This window comes from Ruficoccus sp. ZRK36 (genome assembly GCF_019603315.1).
Classification (GTDB): Bacteria; Verrucomicrobiota; Verrucomicrobiia; order Opitutales; family Cerasicoccaceae; genus Ruficoccus.
The window spans coordinates 508775-528408 of sequence record NZ_CP080649.1; the positions used below are offsets into that span (position 1 = coordinate 508775).

At 61.9% G+C, this 19634-nt stretch carries 16 protein-coding genes; 1 reads left to right on the top strand and 15 read right to left on the bottom strand.

Going from position 1 to position 19634, the window contains the following annotated elements:
* Positions 1-5: 5 nt before the first annotated feature.
* The 6 genes from leuC to K0V07_RS02235 all read right to left on the bottom strand — a co-directional run bounded on the left by leuC (position 6) and on the right by K0V07_RS02235 (position 6583).
* Complete coding sequence (gene leuC / locus K0V07_RS02210) at positions 6-1430, bottom strand: 3-isopropylmalate dehydratase large subunit (protein WP_220622899.1); 1425 nt, start codon at positions 1428-1430, stop codon at positions 6-8.
* A 237-nt stretch (positions 1431-1667) separates the two neighbouring features.
* Complete coding sequence (locus K0V07_RS02215) at positions 1668-2309, bottom strand: CPBP family intramembrane glutamic endopeptidase (RefSeq protein ID WP_220622900.1); 642 nt, start codon at positions 2307-2309, stop codon at positions 1668-1670.
* Positions 2310-2357: 48 nt separating this feature from the next.
* Positions 2358-2660, bottom strand: coding sequence for a hypothetical protein (locus K0V07_RS02220; protein WP_220622901.1), 303 nt, complete (start codon positions 2658-2660; stop codon positions 2358-2360).
* Positions 2661-2671: 11 nt separating this feature from the next.
* Complete coding sequence (locus tag K0V07_RS02225) at positions 2672-4342, bottom strand: glutamine--tRNA ligase/YqeY domain fusion protein (protein WP_220622902.1); 1671 nt, start codon at positions 4340-4342, stop codon at positions 2672-2674.
* Positions 4343-4436: 94 nt separating this feature from the next.
* Entirely contained in the window at positions 4437-5558 is a 1122-nt protein-coding gene (locus K0V07_RS02230; protein WP_220622903.1) for a glycoside hydrolase family 99-like domain-containing protein, read from the bottom strand.
* 140 nt (positions 5559-5698) lie between these two features.
* Positions 5699-6583, bottom strand: a complete 885-nt coding sequence (locus tag K0V07_RS02235) for an AraC family transcriptional regulator (RefSeq protein WP_220622904.1) — start codon at positions 6581-6583, stop codon at positions 5699-5701.
* Positions 6584-6745: 162 nt separating this feature from the next.
* Here K0V07_RS02235 and K0V07_RS02240 point away from each other — a divergent pair, with 162 nt between their 5' ends.
* On the top strand, positions 6746-7921 hold the full coding sequence (locus K0V07_RS02240; protein ID WP_220622905.1) for a hypothetical protein: 1176 nt from the start codon (positions 6746-6748) through the stop codon (positions 7919-7921).
* Between the two features lie 147 nt (positions 7922-8068).
* On the opposite strand, the gene K0V07_RS02245 is transcribed toward K0V07_RS02240, so the two are convergent.
* The 9 genes from K0V07_RS02245 to K0V07_RS02285 all read right to left on the bottom strand — a co-directional run bounded on the left by K0V07_RS02245 (position 8069) and on the right by K0V07_RS02285 (position 19483).
* A complete protein-coding gene (locus K0V07_RS02245) occupies positions 8069-8911 on the bottom strand; it encodes a fumarylacetoacetate hydrolase family protein (RefSeq protein ID WP_220622906.1) in 843 nt (280 codons plus the stop codon).
* A gap of 24 nt (positions 8912-8935) precedes the next feature.
* On the bottom strand, positions 8936-9178 hold the full coding sequence (gene purS, locus K0V07_RS02250) for a phosphoribosylformylglycinamidine synthase subunit PurS (protein WP_220622907.1): 243 nt from the start codon (positions 9176-9178) through the stop codon (positions 8936-8938).
* A gap of 87 nt (positions 9179-9265) precedes the next feature.
* Positions 9266-10297 carry a chemotaxis response regulator protein-glutamate methylesterase gene (locus K0V07_RS02255; RefSeq protein WP_220622908.1) on the bottom strand — a complete coding sequence of 344 codons (1032 nt, stop codon included), beginning with the start codon at positions 10295-10297 and terminating at the stop codon, positions 9266-9268.
* Complete coding sequence (locus tag K0V07_RS02260; RefSeq protein ID WP_220622909.1) at positions 10294-12705, bottom strand: hybrid sensor histidine kinase/response regulator; 2412 nt, start codon at positions 12703-12705, stop codon at positions 10294-10296. Before K0V07_RS02260 ends, K0V07_RS02255 begins: the two co-directional genes overlap by 4 nt.
* A 6-nt stretch (positions 12706-12711) precedes the next feature.
* Positions 12712-13302 carry a chemotaxis protein CheW gene (locus K0V07_RS02265; protein ID WP_220622910.1) on the bottom strand — a complete coding sequence of 197 codons (591 nt, stop codon included), beginning with the start codon at positions 13300-13302 and terminating at the stop codon, positions 12712-12714.
* Positions 13295-14563 carry a protein-glutamate O-methyltransferase CheR gene (locus K0V07_RS02270; RefSeq protein ID WP_220622911.1) on the bottom strand — a complete coding sequence of 423 codons (1269 nt, stop codon included), beginning with the start codon at positions 14561-14563 and terminating at the stop codon, positions 13295-13297. The genes K0V07_RS02265 and K0V07_RS02270 overlap by 8 nt, the downstream gene beginning before the upstream one ends.
* The gene (locus K0V07_RS02275; protein ID WP_220622912.1) at positions 14560-15021 is read right to left on the bottom strand and encodes a chemotaxis protein CheW; all 462 of its coding nucleotides are present in this window, start codon (positions 15019-15021) and stop codon (positions 14560-14562) included. The genes K0V07_RS02270 and K0V07_RS02275 overlap by 4 nt, the downstream gene beginning before the upstream one ends.
* An 8-nt stretch (positions 15022-15029) precedes the next feature.
* A complete protein-coding gene (locus K0V07_RS02280; RefSeq protein ID WP_220622913.1) occupies positions 15030-17237 on the bottom strand; it encodes a methyl-accepting chemotaxis protein in 2208 nt (735 codons plus the stop codon).
* Entirely contained in the window at positions 17234-19483 is a 2250-nt protein-coding gene (locus tag K0V07_RS02285) for a methyl-accepting chemotaxis protein (RefSeq protein WP_220622914.1), read from the bottom strand. The genes K0V07_RS02280 and K0V07_RS02285 overlap by 4 nt, the downstream gene beginning before the upstream one ends.
* Positions 19484-19634: the final 151 nt, after the last annotated feature.

Genomic DNA, 19634 nt, shown 5'->3' on the forward strand with positions numbered 1-19634 from the left:
AATGTTTACGCGCTAACCGTTTCGGCGAAACCGAAGACCTCGCGGGCGTCGCAGACCTCGCCGGTAACGGCGGCGGCGGCGACCATGACCGGGCTCATCAGAATGGTGCGGCCAGTCGGGCTGCCCTGGCGGCCCTTGAAGTTGCGGTTCGAAGAGGAGGCGCTGAGCTGGTTGCCCTTGAGCTTGTCCGGGTTCATAGCCAGACACATGGAGCAGCCTGCGCCGCGCCACTCAAAGCCAGCCTCGCGGAAGACCTCGTCCAGGCCCTTTTCCTCGGCGATCTTGGCCACGACCTGCGAGCCGGGCACGCAGATGGCAGTGACGCCGGGAGCGACATGCTTGCCCTTGATGTACTTGGCGGCTTCCTCCAGGTCGCTCAGGCGGCCATTGGTGCAGGAGCCGATAAAGGCCACGTCGATCTTCGTGCCGCGGATGGGGGCACCCGGTGTGAGCGACATGTGCTCGAAGGCTTCAGCGGCGTTGGCGCGGTCCGTCCCATCCAGCTCGTCGAGCAGGGGCAGGTTTTCGTCGATAAAGACGGCCTGGCCGGGGTTGATGCCCCAGGTGACGGTCGGCTTGATGTCCTCGGCCTTGATGTTAACGACGTCGTCGTACTCGGCGTCCTTATCGCTGGCGTAGCTCTTCCACTTCTTGACCGCGTCTTCCCACTTGGCGCCGTTCGGCGTGTAGGGGCGGCCCTTGAGGTACTCGAAAGTCTTCTCGTCCGGGTTGACGTAGCCGCAGCGTGCGCCGCCCTCGATGGACATGTTACACACGGTCATGCGCTCCTCCATGGAGAAGTTGTCAAAGACTTCGCCGCCGTATTCGTAGGCGAAGCCGATCCCGCCGTTGACGCCCAGCAGGCGGATGATGTGCAGGATCACGTCCTTGGCGTAGACGCCGGGGGCGAGCTTGCCGTCCACATTGATGCGGCGAACCTTGAGCGGGCTCAGCGCCATAGTCTGAGTGGCCAGCACGTCGCGCACCTGGCTGGTGCCGATCCCGAAGGCGATGGCCCCGAAGGCGCCGTGCGTGGCGGTGTGGCTGTCCCCACAGGCGATCGTAGTACCCGGCTGGGTGATGCCCTGCTCCGGCCCGACGATGTGCACGACACCCTGCTTACCGGTGTTCGTGTCAAAGAAAGTGATCCCAAACTCCTTGGTGTTCTTGCGCAGGGCCTCGATCATAGCCTGGGCCAGCGGGTCGCTGTAGGGCTCGACCAGTTCGTTGGTCGGCACGATGTGGTCCACGGTCGCAAAGGTGCGGCTGGGGTACTTGACGGTCAGTCCGAGGTCGCGGAGCATCCCAAAGGCCTGCGGCGAGGTCACCTCGTGAATGAGGTGCGTGCCGATGAACAATTGCGTCTGCCCATTAGGCAGCTTACGCACGGCGTGGTCTTCCCAGACTTTATGAAACAAGGTCTTACCCATAAGAACCGGTCAATAAATACGCGCACCGCCCCCTTGTCAAACACGTGTTGCGGGACTTCGTGCGGTCGCGGGGATAGTTTCGGCCAGCCTAACGGCTTGTTCACCAGAGAAAAAACACGCCCCTCACGTGAACGCCCCTGTTTACATGTTCTGCGTAGCGGATTGAAGGGGTAGGAACGCAGTGCCGCAGGGGCAGAGCCTCTCTATCGGATCAAACGCCGAGCGTTTGCTCCGGGATCATCCCCTACCCCCGTAGAAATACCAACCCAAGCCAATGAAGAACAGGAAGTTACCGTACAGGGCATGCTCGATGGTGACGAGCGCCAGCGAGCGGGTCTTGGCGTAGGTGGAGGCGAAGATCAGCCCGCCCACGAAGCTCAGGGTCGGGGCCACCGGGTTGATGAACAGCACGTGCGCGTAGGCGAAGACGACCGCGCTAGCCCCGACGATGGCCCACTGCGCCGGGAAAAACAGCTGGTAGCGGGCGAAAAAGAAGGTGCAGAAAATGAACTCCTGCGGCAGGGCCGACAGCAACGGGTACGCCACGAACAGGATCAGCATGAACCCCGCCTTTTCGCGCGGCAGGTAGAGCATCCGCCCCGGATCGTAGAAGTACAGAAATGCCACCATCGCAGCCGCCACCAGCACAAAACGAGGCAGGATGACCCGCAGGTTCGCCCAGTTGACCTCGCCCCAGCGCCAGACCTCGCCCCACCCCCGGTGAAACTTCAGCCGATAAACGATTCCGCAGTACAGCGCCGCCGCCCACAGAAACAGCAACATCTCCGCCGCCAGCCGGTACACGATAATCACCGTCGGCAGCCCCACGCACAGAAGCAGGAACTCGAGGGCGAGAATCAGACGGCTCCGAGAAGACATAGAAAGCATATCTAGATATCTAGTGCTTCAATCGACAATTATAGGGCGCTAGTAATCTTTAGATACTCGATCGTAATCGCTCGCGCAGGTCAAAAATTCATCCCCCCACCCATTGTCTGTTGATATGTCCTGAATGGGGCCAGTTGGGGCAAACAACATCTCAAGGTGTTTCACATCAAAGCCAATACCGGACTCAACGTCGTTGATCGCTGAACGCAAATCCACACAAACCTCTTCTCGGCTGAGGTTTGCCCACATTGAACCATCGGAAGTCTCAATGCGTGCAATCACTTCATTCAAACACCGCCTGAAGGAGGCAATATCCTTTGGAATCCTCCTCAGCTTACGCATAATCAAGCTCCTCAGCCCTCTTTCTTCGCCCAGGAGTCGCGGAGGGTGACGGTGCGGTTGAAGATCGGCTTGCTGCCGGGGACGTGATCCTTGCTGTCCGGGGTGAAGTACCCGATGCGCTCGAACTGGAAGTGCTGATCCGCCTCGGCGGTAGCCAGCGCGGGCTCGACGTAGGCCGTCACGGTCTGGAGCGAGTCCGGGTTGACGAAGTCCGTAAAGGGCCGGTCCTTGTCCGCCTCGGGCTTTTCCACCGAAAAGAGCCGGTCAAAGAGCCGCACCTCGGTCTTCACCGCATGCTCGGCACTGACCCAGTGGATGACGCCCTTGACCTTGCGGTCCTCGGGGTTGGAGTGAAGGGTTTCCAGGTCCGCCGTGCACAGCACGCGGGTGATGTTGCCCTCGGCGTCCTTTTCGACTGACTCGGCCTTGATGATGTAGCCGTAGCGCAGGCGCACTTCGCCGCCCAGTTTTAAGCGGAAATACTTGCGGTTGGCCTCCTCGCGGAAGTCATCGCGCTCGATCAGCAAGCGCCCCGTAAAGGGTACCTTGCGCGTACCGGCGGCCTCGTCCTCAGGGTTATTGACTGCGTCCACCTCGACCACCTGTCCCTCGGGCCAGTTGGTGATGACGACCTCGATCGGGTCCAGCACGGCCATGCGGCGCTCGGCGGAGCGGTTGAGCTCGTCACGGGCGGCGTACTCCAGCAGCGCGATGTCGCTGGTGGAGTTAAACTTCGTCAGCCCCACCCGGTCGATAAAGGTGCGTACGGCCTGCGGGGGGATGCCCCGGCGGCGCATCCCCGACAGCGTCGGCATGCGCGGGTCGTCCCAGCCAGAGACGAAGCCCTCCTCGACCAGCGTACGCAGCTTGCGCTTACTCACGACGGTGTAGTTGAGGTTCAGGCGGGCAAACTCGGTCTGTTTGGAGGGGAAAATCTCGAGCTTTTCGATGAACCAGTCGTAGAGCGGGCGGTGATCCTCGAACTCCAGCGAGCACAGCGAGTGCGTGATGCCCTCCAGCGAGTCACTCTGCCCGTGGGTAAAGTCGTAGCTCGGGTAGATACACCACTTGTCGCCGGTGCGGTGGTGGTGCATGCGCTTGATGCGGTACATGACCGGGTCGCGCAGGTTCATATTCGGGGCGCCCATGTCGATCTTGGCGCGCAGGACCATGGCCCCGTCCTCAAACTCACCCGCACGCATGCGAGCGAACTTGTCCAGACTCTCCTCGGCGGGACGGTCACGGTACGGGCTATCCACGCCGGGCTCGGTCAACGAGCCGCGGTTCTTGCGGATATCGTCGGGGCTCTGCTCGTCCACGTAGGCGAGGCCCTTGCTGATCAGATCGCAGGCCCAGGTGTAGAGCTGCTCAAAGTAGTCGCTCGCGTAGCACTCCTGGTCCCACTCAAAGCCCAGCCAGCGGATGTCGGTCTTGATCGCGTTGACAAACTCCTGGCTCTCCTTCTCGGGGTTGGTGTCGTCAAAGCGCAGGTTGCACTTGCCGCCAAACTCCTCGGCGATGCCGAAGTTCAGGCACACGGCCTTGGCGTGGCCGATTTGCAGGTAGCCGTTGGGCTCCGGGGGGAAGCGCGTATGCACGCGCCCACCGTGCTTGCCCGCCGCGACGTCTTCGGCGATCATCTGGCGGATAAAGTCCTTCGGCTTGTCTGTCGTCTCGCTCATAGGGAATCCTACAAGGAAATCGTAACCGGCCCGCTTGTCCAACCCATTTCACGCCCCGGCGCCAAAACCCGCCCCGCTGGCCCACGGGCCGAGGCTACTCCCCTGCCCGGCCGAAGACGTTCCTCACCGCCTCCAGATAGCCGTACCCGTGCTCCGTATCGGGCTCCAGACAGGAACCCTCGGTCCACTCGTTCCAGCAGGACAGATGGAGCAGATCACTGCTTGCCTGCCCCGAGGCCATAAACTCACGGGTCTTCGCCAGCACTTTCTCGAAGCGCTCGGGGGTGTTTCCGGTCACGACCGTCCCAAAGGGATAGTCGATGTTGTCGAACATGTCGGACTGCACCGTACGCGGGCTACAGTCCCAGCCCTGCAGGACCACCGGGCTATACGGCACACACAGCGAGGAGCTGCGCGCAACCTGCTCGGCGTAGTTGCGCTCGGCCCATAGATCATAGTCGATAGCCGGAAAAACATCGTTCTTGTACCCCCAGCTGTACTCCGAGCACATGTCGAAGCCAGCAGCGCGGATCAGAGCGTTGGCAGCCTCGGCACCTCCTTGCGCCATGAGATTGCCCGCGTTGGCATCAAAGGTCACCTCGCCCAGCCCGGCCTTGGCGACACGATCCCGGAAGTCCCGCAACAGCAGCCGCGCCACCTCGGGGCCGCCCATATCCTTGATCATCTGTGCGGGGCGGAACACCGAGAAGTAAAGGCGTCCGTCCACCCGCAGGTAGTTGGGCTGGCTGAAGTAGTGCTCGATGCAGTGATTGGTGCAGGCGATGAAAATCGCCGGGGACACCTCGCCGGTCCAGACGATATCGCCCGGCTGGCGGTAGTTACCCGGATGCGAATAGGGGTGGCCGTGGTTGGCCCACATGAACGCGAACTTAATGTCCTGACAATTCGCAGCCGGAAGGAAGCCCTCCTGCAGGCAGCGTTCACGGAAGGGGCCGTTGGAGTCGTAGTACCAGTCGAAGATAAAGGCATCGATACCGTGGTCGGTGGCGGCCTTGATCTTTTTAGCCATCACCGCCGGGTCCGCCTCGTCCTCGTACCCCCACAGTGGCACCCGCGGCTGCTCATGCCCGTCAAAGCGCGGAGTCGCATACTGGGCGACCCGCCACTCCGTCCACCCCTTGCCATGGTACTTCTCATTGCGGGGGTCCACATGCCAGTTGGGGAAATAATAGGTGCAGATTGTCGGTCTTTTCATCGGGAGGTTTTTCGTGTGGTAAAAAAACCTTTATACACGAAAAGCCTCCGCAAGACTTGGGCCTGGCAACACGCCTCTGCGGTTTTCCCAAAAAGATGACTGGAGTCCAAAAAACAGCCAGATCCCCTCAGATCACGAGCTCAAGACACCTGATGATCGCGGCGAAAGCTGCCGGGATTCACGCCGGTCTCCGCCTTGAAGACGCGATAGAAGTAGCTCAAGTCATTGAAGCCGCTGCTGTAGCAGACATCCGTCACCGGGCGATCCGATTGGCTGAGCAAACGCCGGGCGTTCTCCAGGCGTATCCCCAGCAGCGTACGCCCAATGGGCTCCCCCTCCTGCTTACGGTAGAGCGTGCACAGATAGGCGCGGCTGATGCCGACCTCGGCCGCCATGCTCTCGTAGTCGAGCTCCTCGTCGAAGTGCCGCTCCAGATAATCCCGGACATAAGCCGTCACGATCGAGCGCCGCTTCTGACCCGACTGCCGGGTGCTCAAGCGCATCAGCAAGATCAGCAGCTCCATCAGGTTCAGCCGCAACATCATGCGTGCACAGGCATCCTGGCGGCGGCATTCGCGCTCCATCTTGCGAACGAGCGACTGGATATCCCGATTTGCATCCAGCAGATAGAGCGGGTCCTTGCTAGACTTACTCGCACGATCATAGGCATTGTAAAAAATAGAAAAGAAGCTGGAGCTGCCCTTGAGCTCGTCCATCCACTCCGCAATGACTTCGTGCTGAAAAGCGATATTCGTGATGTCGATGGAAGGCGTTTGGAGCTTGAACGTCGTTAAATCCTCGGGGTGGACAAGACTGACAAAGCCGGGCCCAAACGGATACTCGCGCCCGTTGATCACCTTCGTCCCCGAACCGGCGTGCACATAAAACACCTTCCAGAAATCCCGTTGGTGGAGGCACCCGGTTACTTCGTTAAACTCCTCTTTCAGGTTCAGCCCACGCCAGACCGCGATGGGAAAGTCAGAGCTGGATAACTCTTTAAACCGATATCGATTGTATTTACTCATCTATACCCGGCGGTAAAGAAGACCGTACATCGAGGGAGGCCGAAACCGGCCCGCTTGTCCAACCCATTTCACACCACAACACTAAAACCCACCCGCAACGGCGTTTGACTCAAGCGCCGATCGGTGCAGGCTGTTTGATAGAATCTCCTCTCTACACTGACGATGGCTGACGACTCTCACGCTCACTCTGACACACCACACCGCGTACGCGGCATCTTCCGGGAAGAATTTGCCCTCTGGGTCGGGATCGCCAGCACTCTGGTGCTGCTGACGGTCGGCTCGCCCTGGCTCAAGCATCTCGACAGCCCTATCCTCTTCACGCTGCTTTTCGCATGGGTCTTCGGGATCATGCTCTGGCTGGCCTTCGGGGTCGTGCGGCACGCTGACTGCCTCGCCATCAAGCTCGGAGAGCCCTACGGCACGCTGATCCTGACTCTCTCAGTCATCAGCATCGAGGTCGTCATGATCACAGCGGTCATGCTCACTGGCGGTGAAAACCCCGAGCTGGCGCGCGACACGATGTTTTCCGTGCTCATGATCGTGCTCAACGGCATGCTTGGCGTCACCCTCCTCGTCGGTGGCTGGAAACACCGTGAGCAGGTTTACAACCTCCAGGGCGCCAATACCTATCTGGCCGTCATCATCCCGCTGGCCGGGCTGGGGCTGGTCCTGCCACGCTTGACGGACTCGGAGCCCGGCGGTGTCCCCTCCGTGCTGATGGAAATCTTTCTGGCTGTCGTCTCGATCGTGCTCTACGCCATTTTTCTCACCATGCAGAGCGGACGGCACCGTAACTACTTCCAGCAGCCCGCCCTCCCCAAGACCGTCGACGGACAGAAAAGCCATGACGCACCCGGCGGGCACGATGACCACGGCAACCTCGTCATCCGCTCAACCGCCTACCACGTCATCTTTCTCTTTCTGACCATGCTGCCCATCGTGCTGCTGTCCAAAAAGATGGCGCTACTGGTCGACCACGGGATCAGCGCCCTGCACGCTCCGCAGGCACTGGGTGGCTTCCTCGTCGCCATCCTCGTCCTCTCCCCCGAGGGCATGGGCGCGATAAAATCCGCGCTGGCCAACCGCCTCCAGCGCACGGTGAATATCGCTCTGGGCTCGGCCCTGGCCACCATCGGCCTGACCATCCCGGCCGTACTCATTGTCAGCCTGACCACCCACAAGACCGTCGAGCTCGGTCTGGAGATGCCGGAGATCCTCTTGCTGGCCCTCTCCATAGGCGTAGCCGTGGTAAATTTCGCAGGTACCCGCACCAACCTCCTGCAGGGCGCCATCCACCTCGTGCTCTTCTTCGCCTACCTGCTGCTCATCTTCGATTAGAAGGGCATAACCCTTCACCCCCGGTGCTTTGCACCGTGATGGGGCTCTGCCCCATCGGCACTACGTGCCTGCCCCGTCAAGGGCATGCCATTCACACGTAAAAGGCAGCGACTCCCAAATCCTGCAGGGGAGGTCTCTCGACCAGTTCTACGCCTTATCGACAAAAACCTGGCGGGGCTCGATTCCGGCAGGGACCTCTTCCTCGATCACGGGGTTGGTCAGGCGGCCGATGCCGTCGATCTCGACGGTGACCTCGTCACCCGGCACGAGAAAGCGCGCGGGCTCACGGGCAAACCCTACCCCGGAGGGCGTTCCAGTCAGGATAATCGTCCCCGGCAGCAGCGTCGTGCTGCCACTGACAAAGGCGATCAACTGCGGGATCGAAAAGATCAGGTCCGAGCTGGCCGAGTCCTGAAGCTTCTCGCCGTTCACAAACGTACGCAAGCCCACCGCCTGCGGGTCGGCGAACTCGTCCAGCGTGCTCAGGCACGGCCCCAGCGGGCAGAAGGTGTCAAAAGTCTTGCCGCGTACCCACTGGCGTCCGCCACCCTTTTTTTGCCAGTCGCGGGCGCTGACGTCGTTGGCGGCCGTGTAGCCATAGACATAGTCCATCGCCTCGGACTCAGGGATGTTCTTGCCCTTCTTGCCGATGACCACAGCCAGCTCACACTCAAAATCCACCTCATCGCTACGCAGCACGCGCGGGAGAATAATCGGCCCGCCGGGATGCTGGACGGCGGTCGGCGCCTTCATAAAGATCACCGGATGCGGCGGCAGCTTGGCGCCCTGCTCCTCGGCATGAGCGCGGTAGTTCAGGCCGATGCAGTAGATGGCCGGAGGGCTGACCGGAGCCAGAAAGGCGGTCGGTACGACCTCCTCATCGGTCGGCGTAAAGGCGGGAAACTCGCCCGCCAGACGCAGGTAGCGCCCCTCAAGCAGTTGCGCCCAGGCGCGTTTGCCCTCGGCGTCCTCGTAGCGGATGATCTTCATCGCCAGTTAAAGCAAACCGGGGCCTCAGGCCTCGAGTTCGTAGCGGAAGTCCTCGATCACGGGGTTGCTCAGCAGGTCGTTGCAGAGCTTGTCCAGCGTGGCGCGGAACTCCGGCGTATCCTGCCCATCGACCTCAAACTCCACGGTCTTACCGACGCGAACATTGGCGGCGGAGGTGAAGCCCAGGCTATGCATGGCGTGGCCGACAGCGGCCCCTTGCGGGTCGAGTACGTTCTTCTTAGGTGTGACGAAAACGATGACTTTCACGCCCCACAGCAAGACAGTCCCGGCGGACCCTAGCAAGCTTTTGCAGGCAGCGGTGAAATTTTTGCCCTCAAACAGGCGGGCAGGCGGTCATTTCTGCTTCAACTGGGCCTTAACCGCGCAGGCAATGGCGGGCATCGGCAGCACCTCGCAGGCGGCCTTGAGGGTGACGGCCGCCTTCGGCATGCCGTAGACCACGCTCGTATCCTCGTCCTGAGCGATGGTGTGCCAGCCCTTGCGGCGCAGGGCGAGCATACCCTCTGCCCCGTCGCGCCCCATCCCGGTCAGCAGCACACCGATCCCGCCGCCGTGCCAGTAGTCCGCCGCCGAATCGAAAAGCACATCCACCGAGGGGCGGTTGATGAGGTTCGTCGGCTTGGGGCTATAGGAAAGAAATCCGCCCGGACGCAGGCTCAGGTGCTCATCGCGCCCGGCGATCAGGACCTCTCCCGGCTTGGGCACCTGGAGGTTACGCGCCAGGCTTACCGGGAGCTCGCTACGGTGGTTGAGCCACTCCGCCAGCCCGGTTGCGAAGTCCGGGTCCACGTGCTGGACGATAACCACCGGGGCCGGGAAACCCGCCCCGAAGCCCGATAAAAGTGTCGCCAGAGCCTGCGGCCCTCCCGTTGAGGCGCCCACCACAACCATCGGCGGCTGTCCCTCCGAGCTGCTGCGCTCCGCATCAAACGGCGGCATCGTGTAGCCACTGCCTTTCGAGGGCTGGCTGCGCCCGATGACGTAGCCGACATGCTCGATTTTATCCAGCAGTACCCGCCCGCCCTCGGGCTCACCCTCGGGTCCAAGCGTGGGGGTGACAGCGGCATCCAGCGCCCCGAGCCCCATGGCCTCATAGACCTGCTCGCCATGGGTATCGACCGAGGCCGTCACGATCAAAATCGCACAGGGACACTCCAGCATGATGCGCCGGGTGGCCTCTACGCCGTCCATCACCGGCATGACGAGGTCCATCAAGATAAGGTCTGGTGTGTCCTCGTGGCACAGGCGCAGGGCCTCCTCGCCGTCACGGGCCATCCAGGCCACCTCGTGCTGACCGGAAGCGGAAACCACGCGCCGCAGGGCCTCGATGGCAAGAGCCATGTCGTTGACGATGGCGATCCTCACTCGCGGGCCTCCCCGATCAGGTCGTTAACTGCGCCGATAAAAGTTTCGTCCTGAAAGCTGCTCTTGGTCAGGTAATAGTCCGCTCCGGCCTCCAGGCCCTTCAGCCGGTCTTCCTCGCGGTCCTTATAGGAGACGATGATCACCGGCAGGCGCTGCAGGCGGGCATCCTGCCGGATGCGGGACACCAGCTCGTAGCCGTTCACACGCGGCATATCCACGTCGCTGACCACCAGGTCGTAGTCACCTAGGCGCACAGCGTTCCAGCCATCCGCGCCATCCACCGCGACCTCCACGGCATACCCGGCATTTTCCAGCAGCTGACGCTCGGTCTCCCGCACGGTGATCGAGTCATCCACCACCAGTACACGCTTCGCGGGTGCCTCCTTCTCAGACTCCTGAGTGTAGCGGGCCTGAATGTTCTCTCCTCCGGCGAGCAGCTTGTCCACCGAGTGAACGAGGTCCTCGACATCTAAAATGAGAATCGGCTCGCCGTCCTCGGAGAGTGCAGCAGCGCTCACACCGGGGACCTTGCCCAGGCGGCGGTCCAGCGGGCGCACCACCAGATCGGTCTCCCCGGTCAGTTTGTCCACCTCGACCCCGTAGAGGTTGTTGCGGTCATTGACGACCACGACGTTGATATGGCGGGCGATCATACTGACCGCCCCGGCCAGCCCCAGCGCGGAGCGCGACGAGACCAGCCCGATGTTTTGCCCCTCCAGCTCGAAGTACTGGCGATTTTCCAGCATCTTGAGGTCGCCCAGGTCGAGTAGCAGGGTGCGGTTGATGCGGCTAAGGGGAAAGGCATAGGGCTCGCCGTCGATCTCCACCAGCAAAGCCCGGATCACCGAACGCGTGATCGGCAGCTGCAGGTGAAAAGTCGTCCCCTTCCCTAACTCGGTGGAGATGCGTACCTGCCCGCCGACCTGCTGCATGAGGGTCATCACGACATCGAGGCCGACGCCCCGGCCGGAGATCTCCGTCACCTGCGAGGCGGTCGAGAATCCGGGCAGAAAAAGAAATTCCAGCACCTCGTCATCGTTGAGGTTTTCAGCCATTTCCCCGGTGGCGAGTTGCTTCTCGACGATTTTCTCCCGCAGCCGCGCGATGTCGATCCCGCGCCCGTCATCGCGCACCTCGACAATCAGCATGCCTGCGCTGTGGCGGGCGATCAGCCGCAACGTGCCTGTCGCGGGCTTATCGGCGGCCTCACGGTCAGCCGGCAGTTCCATCCCGTGATCACAGGCGTTACGCAGCAGGTGGTTCAGGGGGGCCTCCAGCCGGTCGAGGATGTCGCGGTCCACCGGCGTATCCTGCCCCTCGATCTTGAAATTAATCTTCTTACCGGTGGTCTTGGCCAGGTCGCGGATCAATCGCGGAAAGCCCTGAACGCCGTCCCCGAAAGGCCGCATGCGGCTCTCCAACACCTCCCGGTAGAGCCGGTCCGAGAGCAGGGTGTTCCGGCGCGAGAAGTTATCGAAGACCTCAATCTGGTGGCGAATGGCGCGCAGGCTTTCGTTGGCGGCTAGGCGGATCTGCTCCAGCTGGCGGCCCAGCCCACTGATGTTCGAGCTGTCCTCCATCTGCTTGCGCCCCTGCTCGACGCGGGCGTTGAGCTCCGACTGCGTCTCTTTCAGGCGTAAAAGACTATCCCGAAAATGCTCCAGCTGACGCGTCTCGACAAGGGTCTCGGCAGCCAGCCCCATCAGGCGGTTGAGGTTATCCGCCGACACGCGCACGACTTGATCTCCCGCTGCGGCAGGAGCCGGAGCAGCCTTCGTGGCGGGGGCCGCAGGCTTGGCGGCAGATGCTTTGGTCGGCTCAGGCGGGGGGCCAGCCTCCGCAGGCAAGCCGGATGGTGCGGCTTTAGGGCGCTCGTCTGCGGGCGCCTCATCATCCGCGGCCACGGAGGGCGAAGTCTGTGCAGCCTCATCGGGCGCCTCTGTAGGATCGGCTACATCAGCCTCGGCGGGTATCTCCCCCTCACGAAATTCCTCCGGGACGGGACCCCCGGCATGGACCGCGCGCAGGGCCGCGGTAAGGGACTCGGAGCGGGCCTGGTTTTCTTCCAGCCACGCGGGCATGGCGGCAGCATCGGAACCACCCGAGTCCACCAGAAAGTCTACCGTCTGCAGCAGCAGGTCAAAGAAGCCCTCGGGGAAATCCAGCTTCCCCTCGCCGACCTTTACAAAGACATCCTCCAGCGCATGGGCGACCGTGGAGACCACGTCCAGGCCGAGGATGCGCGCCGCGCCCTTCAGCGAGTGAGCCGCCCGCATCAGGTCGTTGATCAGCGTTTTGTCATCCGGCGCATTCTCCAGCGTGAGCAGGCCATTATTGAGCGCAGCCCCATGGGTCTCTACTTCTTGCTGGTAGAGATCGAGCATGGAAAAGTCGGGTCCGTCACTCATGGAAGTTTAGAAGGTCTTACTGCCGAGGCTGTGAAAGATGAGTTCGTCGTCGAGCCAGCCGATTTGCTGGCCGCGCAGGTTAAACAGGCCACGGGCATACGTGGCCAGAGACTTGGAAACGGTGACCGGCACGGCCTGCATCTGTTCCAGCTCGAAGTGCACCACCCCGTACACCTCCTCGACGCGAAAAGCAAAGGCGCCGCCTGCCTGCTCGATCAACACCATGCGCGGATACACCCGGCGGCTGAGCGTCGAGGCGCTGTCCTTTCGTTCAGTCAAGCCCAGCAGGGCCCGCAGCGAAACGGCTAGCTGCAGCTCACCGCGCACATTAGTCACCCCCCGCAGCACCTCGTTCGTCCGACGCGGGATACGGTGAACCGCCCCCTGCGAGCAGACTTCCTTGACCACCGAGCAGCTCAGGGCCAGCCACTCGTCCCGCAGGCGAAAGACCAGCAGCGGCACCGTCTCGCGCATTTCCTGCTCGGGCGGATTTTTGATGCGCTCAATCCACTCCTCGCGGTAGCCCTCTGGATAGGGGCGCTCAAGCAGACTCTCGATCTGCTGCACGTTATGATCAGAAAGGGGTTCCTCAGGCATGCGCGGCCTCCTCCAGCTTACGGGCGCGGGCCCTCAGGCGCTGCGCCTCGCGGGGGGCACCCCGGCGTTCGGCCAGAAGCGCCATTTGAATGATCGCCTCCAGGTGATTCGGGTTCAGGTAAAGCGCCTTGCGGATGCAAGTCTCGGCCTCGGCCAGCCGCGAGGTGGCCATCTCAATCTGCCCCAGTAAAAATAGCGCATCGGCAGTGGGCGGATGCTGCTGAAGGTGCTCCAGGCATTGCGCACGGGCAAGGGCAAGGTCGCCCAAATCGGCCAGGCGGACCACGTTCGCCAGCGAGGCTTCTGGTGAGTCAGCGGCCGATGAAGCGGGAGCGGCGGGCGGCTCGATGGCCTTGGCGGCTCGCTTACTCTTTTTTGATGTTGTGCTCTTACGCACAGGAAACCGGGCCGAGGGTAAACGCTTTGCAGTGGGCGATGGCGGGGCGCTTGGCTCGATCACCGTACGGCGGCGATAGCAAAAAGCCCCGGTCGGTCCCGCCGTCTCAAACTCGCGACTGAGCATCGGCAGTCCGTCCGCATGCCCGACGAAGAACAATCCGTCATCAGCCAGCAACTGCCGCAGATGCTCCACCACGCCGCGCCGGGCTTCCTCGCAAAAATAGATCAACACATTACGGCAGAAGACCACGTCGAAAGCCGGAGCAAAGGCCAGGCTGCCCGGATCGAGCAGATTGCAGCGTTTGAAGGACACGCAGTTACGCACGTTATCGCGCACGCGCAGGCCACCGTCGGGCAGGTTCTCAAAATGATGACGCCGCCCCTCCGCATCCGTCCCCCGGAAGGCCATCGGGCGGTATTCGCCGAGTCGGGCGTTGACGAGGTTACGCTCGCTCACATCCCCGGCGTACACGCGGAAGCTCTTGGGAGGCAGTCCGGCATCGAGCAGTGTCATGGCAATCGAATACGGTTCCGGCCCCGAAGCACAGGGCACACTAAGCACCCGCAGCATCCGCCCCTCGGCCTCGTAGGTCATCCAGACCGACTGCACCCAATTGGCCAGAAAATCGAACGGTGCGCGGTCGCGAAAAAACCACGACTCGGGCACAAGCAGCTCATCGGCGAAAGCTTCAAACTCCTCACGCGAACCTGAGAGACGCTCCAGATAGGCATCCTCATCGTCCAGATCAAGCTGACGCATACGGTGGTGCACAGCAACCAGACATCCCGGCCCGCTGAGCACGGCATCATCCAGCCCGTAGGTCCCGCGCAGACGCACTGAAAGCTCCGGCGGCAGCATCATGCATCCACCTCCTGTCGTTCTTTTAATAGCTCGCGTATCTCCGGCGTGACCAGCTCCTCGACCTCCACGCATTGGATCAACCCGCCTGCAGCATCGCGCACAAGACGCCCCAGGTGCCGGGCACCGGGTGGCACCAGGCCCGGATCGAGCCAGGCCCCATCCTCAACATTGAGGGTGTCCGTCACCTTCTCAGCCAGCAGCGCCATCAGGCGCTCGCCGCTCTGGCCGGTTTTCACGACCAGATAGCGCGTGCTCAGAAAAACATTTGCCGGGCGGCCCACCGTGAGCGTGCACAGATCAATCACGGGAAGCACCTTGCCGCGGTATTCAAAGAGCCCCTTCACGGCCTCGGGCGTACCGGGCACCTCGCGGACCGGCATGGCGGGCACGACCTCCACCACCCGCTCCGAATCCAGTCCGTAGCGTTTGTCGCCGAGGGTGAACAGGATGATCAACATGGCAAAGGTCAGGAAGCGCCGGGCTTTTTACCCCCGCGCATGGGGAAAGGCATGTTTGTCATCCCGGTGGAGTGCCGCTCGGCCACCTTGAAGCGCGCGACCTCGCGCCGCAGGTTGTTGACCGCGGTGTGGAGCGCCTGCGTGGCCTTGTCGAACTCGACCAGCGAGTCGGCGCTGCGCTGCGCCCCGTCCTTGAGGTTCGTCATCGCGTCGCTGATCTGGGCCGCACCCTGTGTCTGCGACTGCATGCCCTCACGCACTTCGGCGAAGCGGGGCGAAAGCTCCTGCACGCGGCTGATGATGCCATCGAGCTGACCGCTCAGCTCGTCAATCTCACCCACCCCGGTGCGCACGCCCTCGGAGAACTTGTCCATCTCCATCACCCCGGCCGAGACGGCGGACTGCATCTCTTTAACCATCTGGTCAATATCCACCGTGGCCTTGGCGGTCTGGCTGGCGAGGCGGCGGATTTCACGGGCGACCACGGCGAAGCCGAGCCCGAACTCGCCCGCCTTCTCGGCCTCGATAGCGGCGTTGAGCGAGAGCAGGTTTGTCTGCTCGGAGACCTTGTTGATCGCGGTGACGATACGGGTGATGTTGCTGGCCTTGTCGGAGATGGCAGCCAGCTTATCGGAAATCGACTCGGTAGCCTCGTCCAGGTGGCTCATGGCATCGGCCATGGCGGCGAGCTGCTGGCGCCCGGTCTCGGCCATACCTGCTGTCTCGGATGAGCGGGAGGAGACCCCGTCCATGGTGTTGAGCAGTTCGCGCGAGGTCGCGGTAATCTGGCTGACGGCGGCGGCGATCTGCGTGGTGGAGGCCCCAAAGTCCTGAATCGTCGCCTCCTGGCTTTTAGCCGTGCCGGTGATGCGCGTCGCCGTCGAGACGAGCTGGATCGTGGCACCCTTCACCTGAAGCAGAAGATTATTCAGGCTGCCGACCATGTCCTTGATCGCCTGCAGCAGCTGGCCGGACTCGTCCTTGGTGTCCACTTCCACATCCGCCGTCAGGTCGCCGTTAGCGACGCGCTGGGCCAGGGAGTTGGCGACACTGATGCGGCGCGAGAACGAGTTGGCGAAGAACCAGATGATTAAAATGATCAGCAGGATCGTCACCCCGACCATGGCAAAGGCCAGGGTGGCAGCCTCACGCGTCGAGGCCATGACCTCGCTGCGGCTGACGCTCATGATCAGCCGCCAGCCTCCGGTCGGGATATAGGCACTCGCGATAAAGGAGTGCTCGCCGTGGAGCGGGTCGTCGATCTCGATGACCTCCGTATTCTTACGGGAGAGCGAGAAACGCTGGAAGAGATCCCGGTAGGTATTACTGATGTCGTCATCCAGGAGGCGTTCGGCCTTGGCGGAGTCAAACTCGAGCTTACCGGTCCCCTCGTTAAAGGTAAAAATCCCGCTGACGATCCGGCCCGGTCCGTCCCGATTTTCTTTGACGAACAACTGCTCGATGGGCGCAGTCCGCAAGTCGGTCCCGTAGGTGGTAGCAACGATGCGCCCACGGCTGCTGATCAGGAAAAACTCCGCCGAGTCGTAGGGTTTGAGCTTGTTGATAAACTCGTCGAGGAAGTCCAGCCCCCGGTCAATCCCGACGATCCCCATAAAGCGCCCGTCAATGATGATCGGCGCGATCTGCTCCACAATGAGGTTGGCCTGGTTATACACGTACGGCTCGGTCACCATGAAGGCCTCCGCATCGCCGCGGATGTATCTTTCCTTCACTCCGGCATAGTAGAGAGCATTTTCCATGTCCACCAGCGGCTCCAGCGTGTAGGCACTGTTGCTCTGCGGATCGCGGAACCAGTAGGCGAGGAAACGCCCGCTCTCGCCCAGGTAGGTGTCGCCGTCCTGGAAATTCTGCACGTAGTCGGCGTCCTGGCCGTCGGCATTGGGCTCGTAGCCACAACCGGCCCCGATAAACTGCGGAAAGGTATCGAGCACATTACGCAACAGGGCAACGGTGTCCTCGCGCTTACCAAAGAGGCCGTTCTGCTGCGCCAGCGCCAGTGAGCGCACGACGGAGATGGTCTCGCTGTTGCCTTTCTCGATCTCCATGGCGGCCCGTTGTAGCTCCTCGGCGATCAGGCTTTTCTGGCTCTCCATCATGTCGTCGTGGACGCGGGCCATGTTAAACCCGGCCAGCGCGAGCATGATGACCAGTACCGGCAGCACCATGGTCAGGAGAATTTTCGTGCGCATCTTCATGCCTTATCCTCCTGGCTGTCGTCCTTGGCGCTGTCATCCATGCGGAACTGGGCGATCCCCTCCTGCATGGCATGGACGGCGCGGTTAAGTTTATCCGTGGCGTTCTTGAAACCCTCCAGCGAGGCCGTCGTCTGGTGTGCGGCGAGGTTGAGGTTCGCCACAGCCTCGGATATCTGCGAAGCGCCCACGGCCTGCGAAGACATCCCCTCGCGCACACTGTCAAAGCGTGGCGAGACGGTCTCGACCTGCTCAATGATCGCCTCCATCTGGCTACTGAGCTCAGCGGTACTCTCGATCCCGATGCGCACCGCCTCGTTAAATTTGTCCATCTCCATCACCCCGGCGGTGACGGAGGACTGCATCTCTTTCACCATCTGCTCGATGTCCTGAGTGGCCACAGCCGTCTGGTCGGCCAGGCGGCGAATTTCACGCGCCACCACCGCAAATCCAAGCCCGTACTCACCGGCCTTCTCAGCCTCAATGGCAGCATTCAGCGAGAGCAGATTCGTCTGGTCGGCCACCTTGGCGATCGTCGTGACGACGGCGTTAATGTTCTGCGCGCGCTCGGCGATGATCGAAAGCTTTCCAGTAATCGAGCGGGTGGCGGTCTCAAGCCCCTCGGAGCTCTGCCGCATACCGTCCAGATGGGAGCGACCGGCCCCGGCGGTGGACGTGGTCTCGCGGGCACTTTCAGAGACTTTGTTCATGGTCCGCGAAAGCTCCTGCGAGGTGCTGGAAATTTCCTTCACTGCGGCGGCAATCTCACTCGAAGACGACCCAAAGTCCTGCACGGTGCCCTCCTGTGCGCGAGCGGTCTCGGTCATCTCGGTGACAGCCCCCGTCAGCTGCTGGCTGAGGTTACGAACGCGCCCGATGAGCGAATTCAGGTTGCGGATCATCTTGAGGATGGCCCGGAAGAGCTGACCGGTCTCGTCCTGCTGATGCACGAGCTTGCGGTTCACACCGCCCTGCTGGCGGCAGCACTCCTCCATCTTGCCACCGGCTTCGCCCAAGCGCCCTTCGGCTACCAGCTCAGCGATGTTGGTCAGATAAGTAATGGGCCGGGCAATCAATCCGCCCAGCACCGTGGCCAGCAGGCCGACCAGAATCAACGTCACGACGGCCCCGTATACGGTGTAGCGCAGGATCGTCTGAAAGGCTCGGGAGACCTCCTGGTGCGGCTTGGCAAACTCGCCCTCAAAGGCCGTCACCCCGACGACCCAATCCCAGGGCTTGAAGTAGGCGTAGTGGATCTCCTTATGCCGGACGACTCCTGACGCATCCTGCCAGGCCACATCCATCGTGGCGACCTCTCCGGGCTGCAGCTTGATCGCTTCCTTGCGGATCTCCTCGATGTAGTTGCGGCCGTTCACATCGCGCACGCGGGAAATATCCTGCAGGTCGCTAGCGCCGTCGCGGAAAAATTCGTAATGGCCGCGGTTCATTTTGTCCTGACCGGGCATGATCCAGGCATAGCCGCTATCCCCGACCTCGACCGAGGCCAGCGAGCGCCGCAGGCTGTCCACGCTCTCGCGCTTCACGCCCACATAGAGCATGCCGATGATATCTTCCCCTTCGGGATCGTAGATGGGCTTGTAGGCGGCGAGGTACCAGTTGTTGACCACGTAGGCATTCCCGCGAAAGGTCTCGCCCCGCAGCACCGCCGTGACAACGGCATTAGGCGTACCATCGGGGTCCACGGCCGGAATGTAGGTGCCGATGGCCCGGTCGCCTTGCAGCGTGAGCACATTGGTGGCGACCCGCAGCATGTCGCCCTCCTCGTTCATGCGCTGGAAAATAGTAGCCGTACCGCCAACCATATCGCGCACATCGTCCACCAAGGGTGTCGCAACGCCTGCGTCACTGTTCTTCCCCAGCCACTCCTGGCCGATGAGGACCTCCGGCAGCTCAAGCTGCACCTCATCGTCGTTAAACTGGTTAATCGCGGTCCACGGCACCTGCTTGGCACCCAGCCGGAGCCCACCCTCTTCATCCACCGTGTGATCCGCCACGCCAAGGGCAGCATCCACCTGCAGCTGCACCAGATCATTGGCGCTCAGGCACAGGTTGTAAATATCGCGCGTGGTCTGGTCGAGGTTTTCGGCGACGATGGCATCGAGCTGTGCGTCGATAACCACTGTGCTCTTACGCTGCTGCACATAGATAAGCAGCGCGAGCACGACTGCCGGCAACAAGGCCGAAAAGAGCGCCAGACCGGTGACTTTGTGCCGCAGCTTAAATTTCATCAAGACAGAGACTTACTAATCTCGCACCCACCCCTTTGGCAAGGCGGGAGTTCGCAGCCAAGGACCCCTGAGGCAGCCCCTGGCCAGACAAAAAAAGCGGCGTGTGTGCGCCGCTGAAAAGGATTTGGCCGAAACAGCCAAGACATCTCAA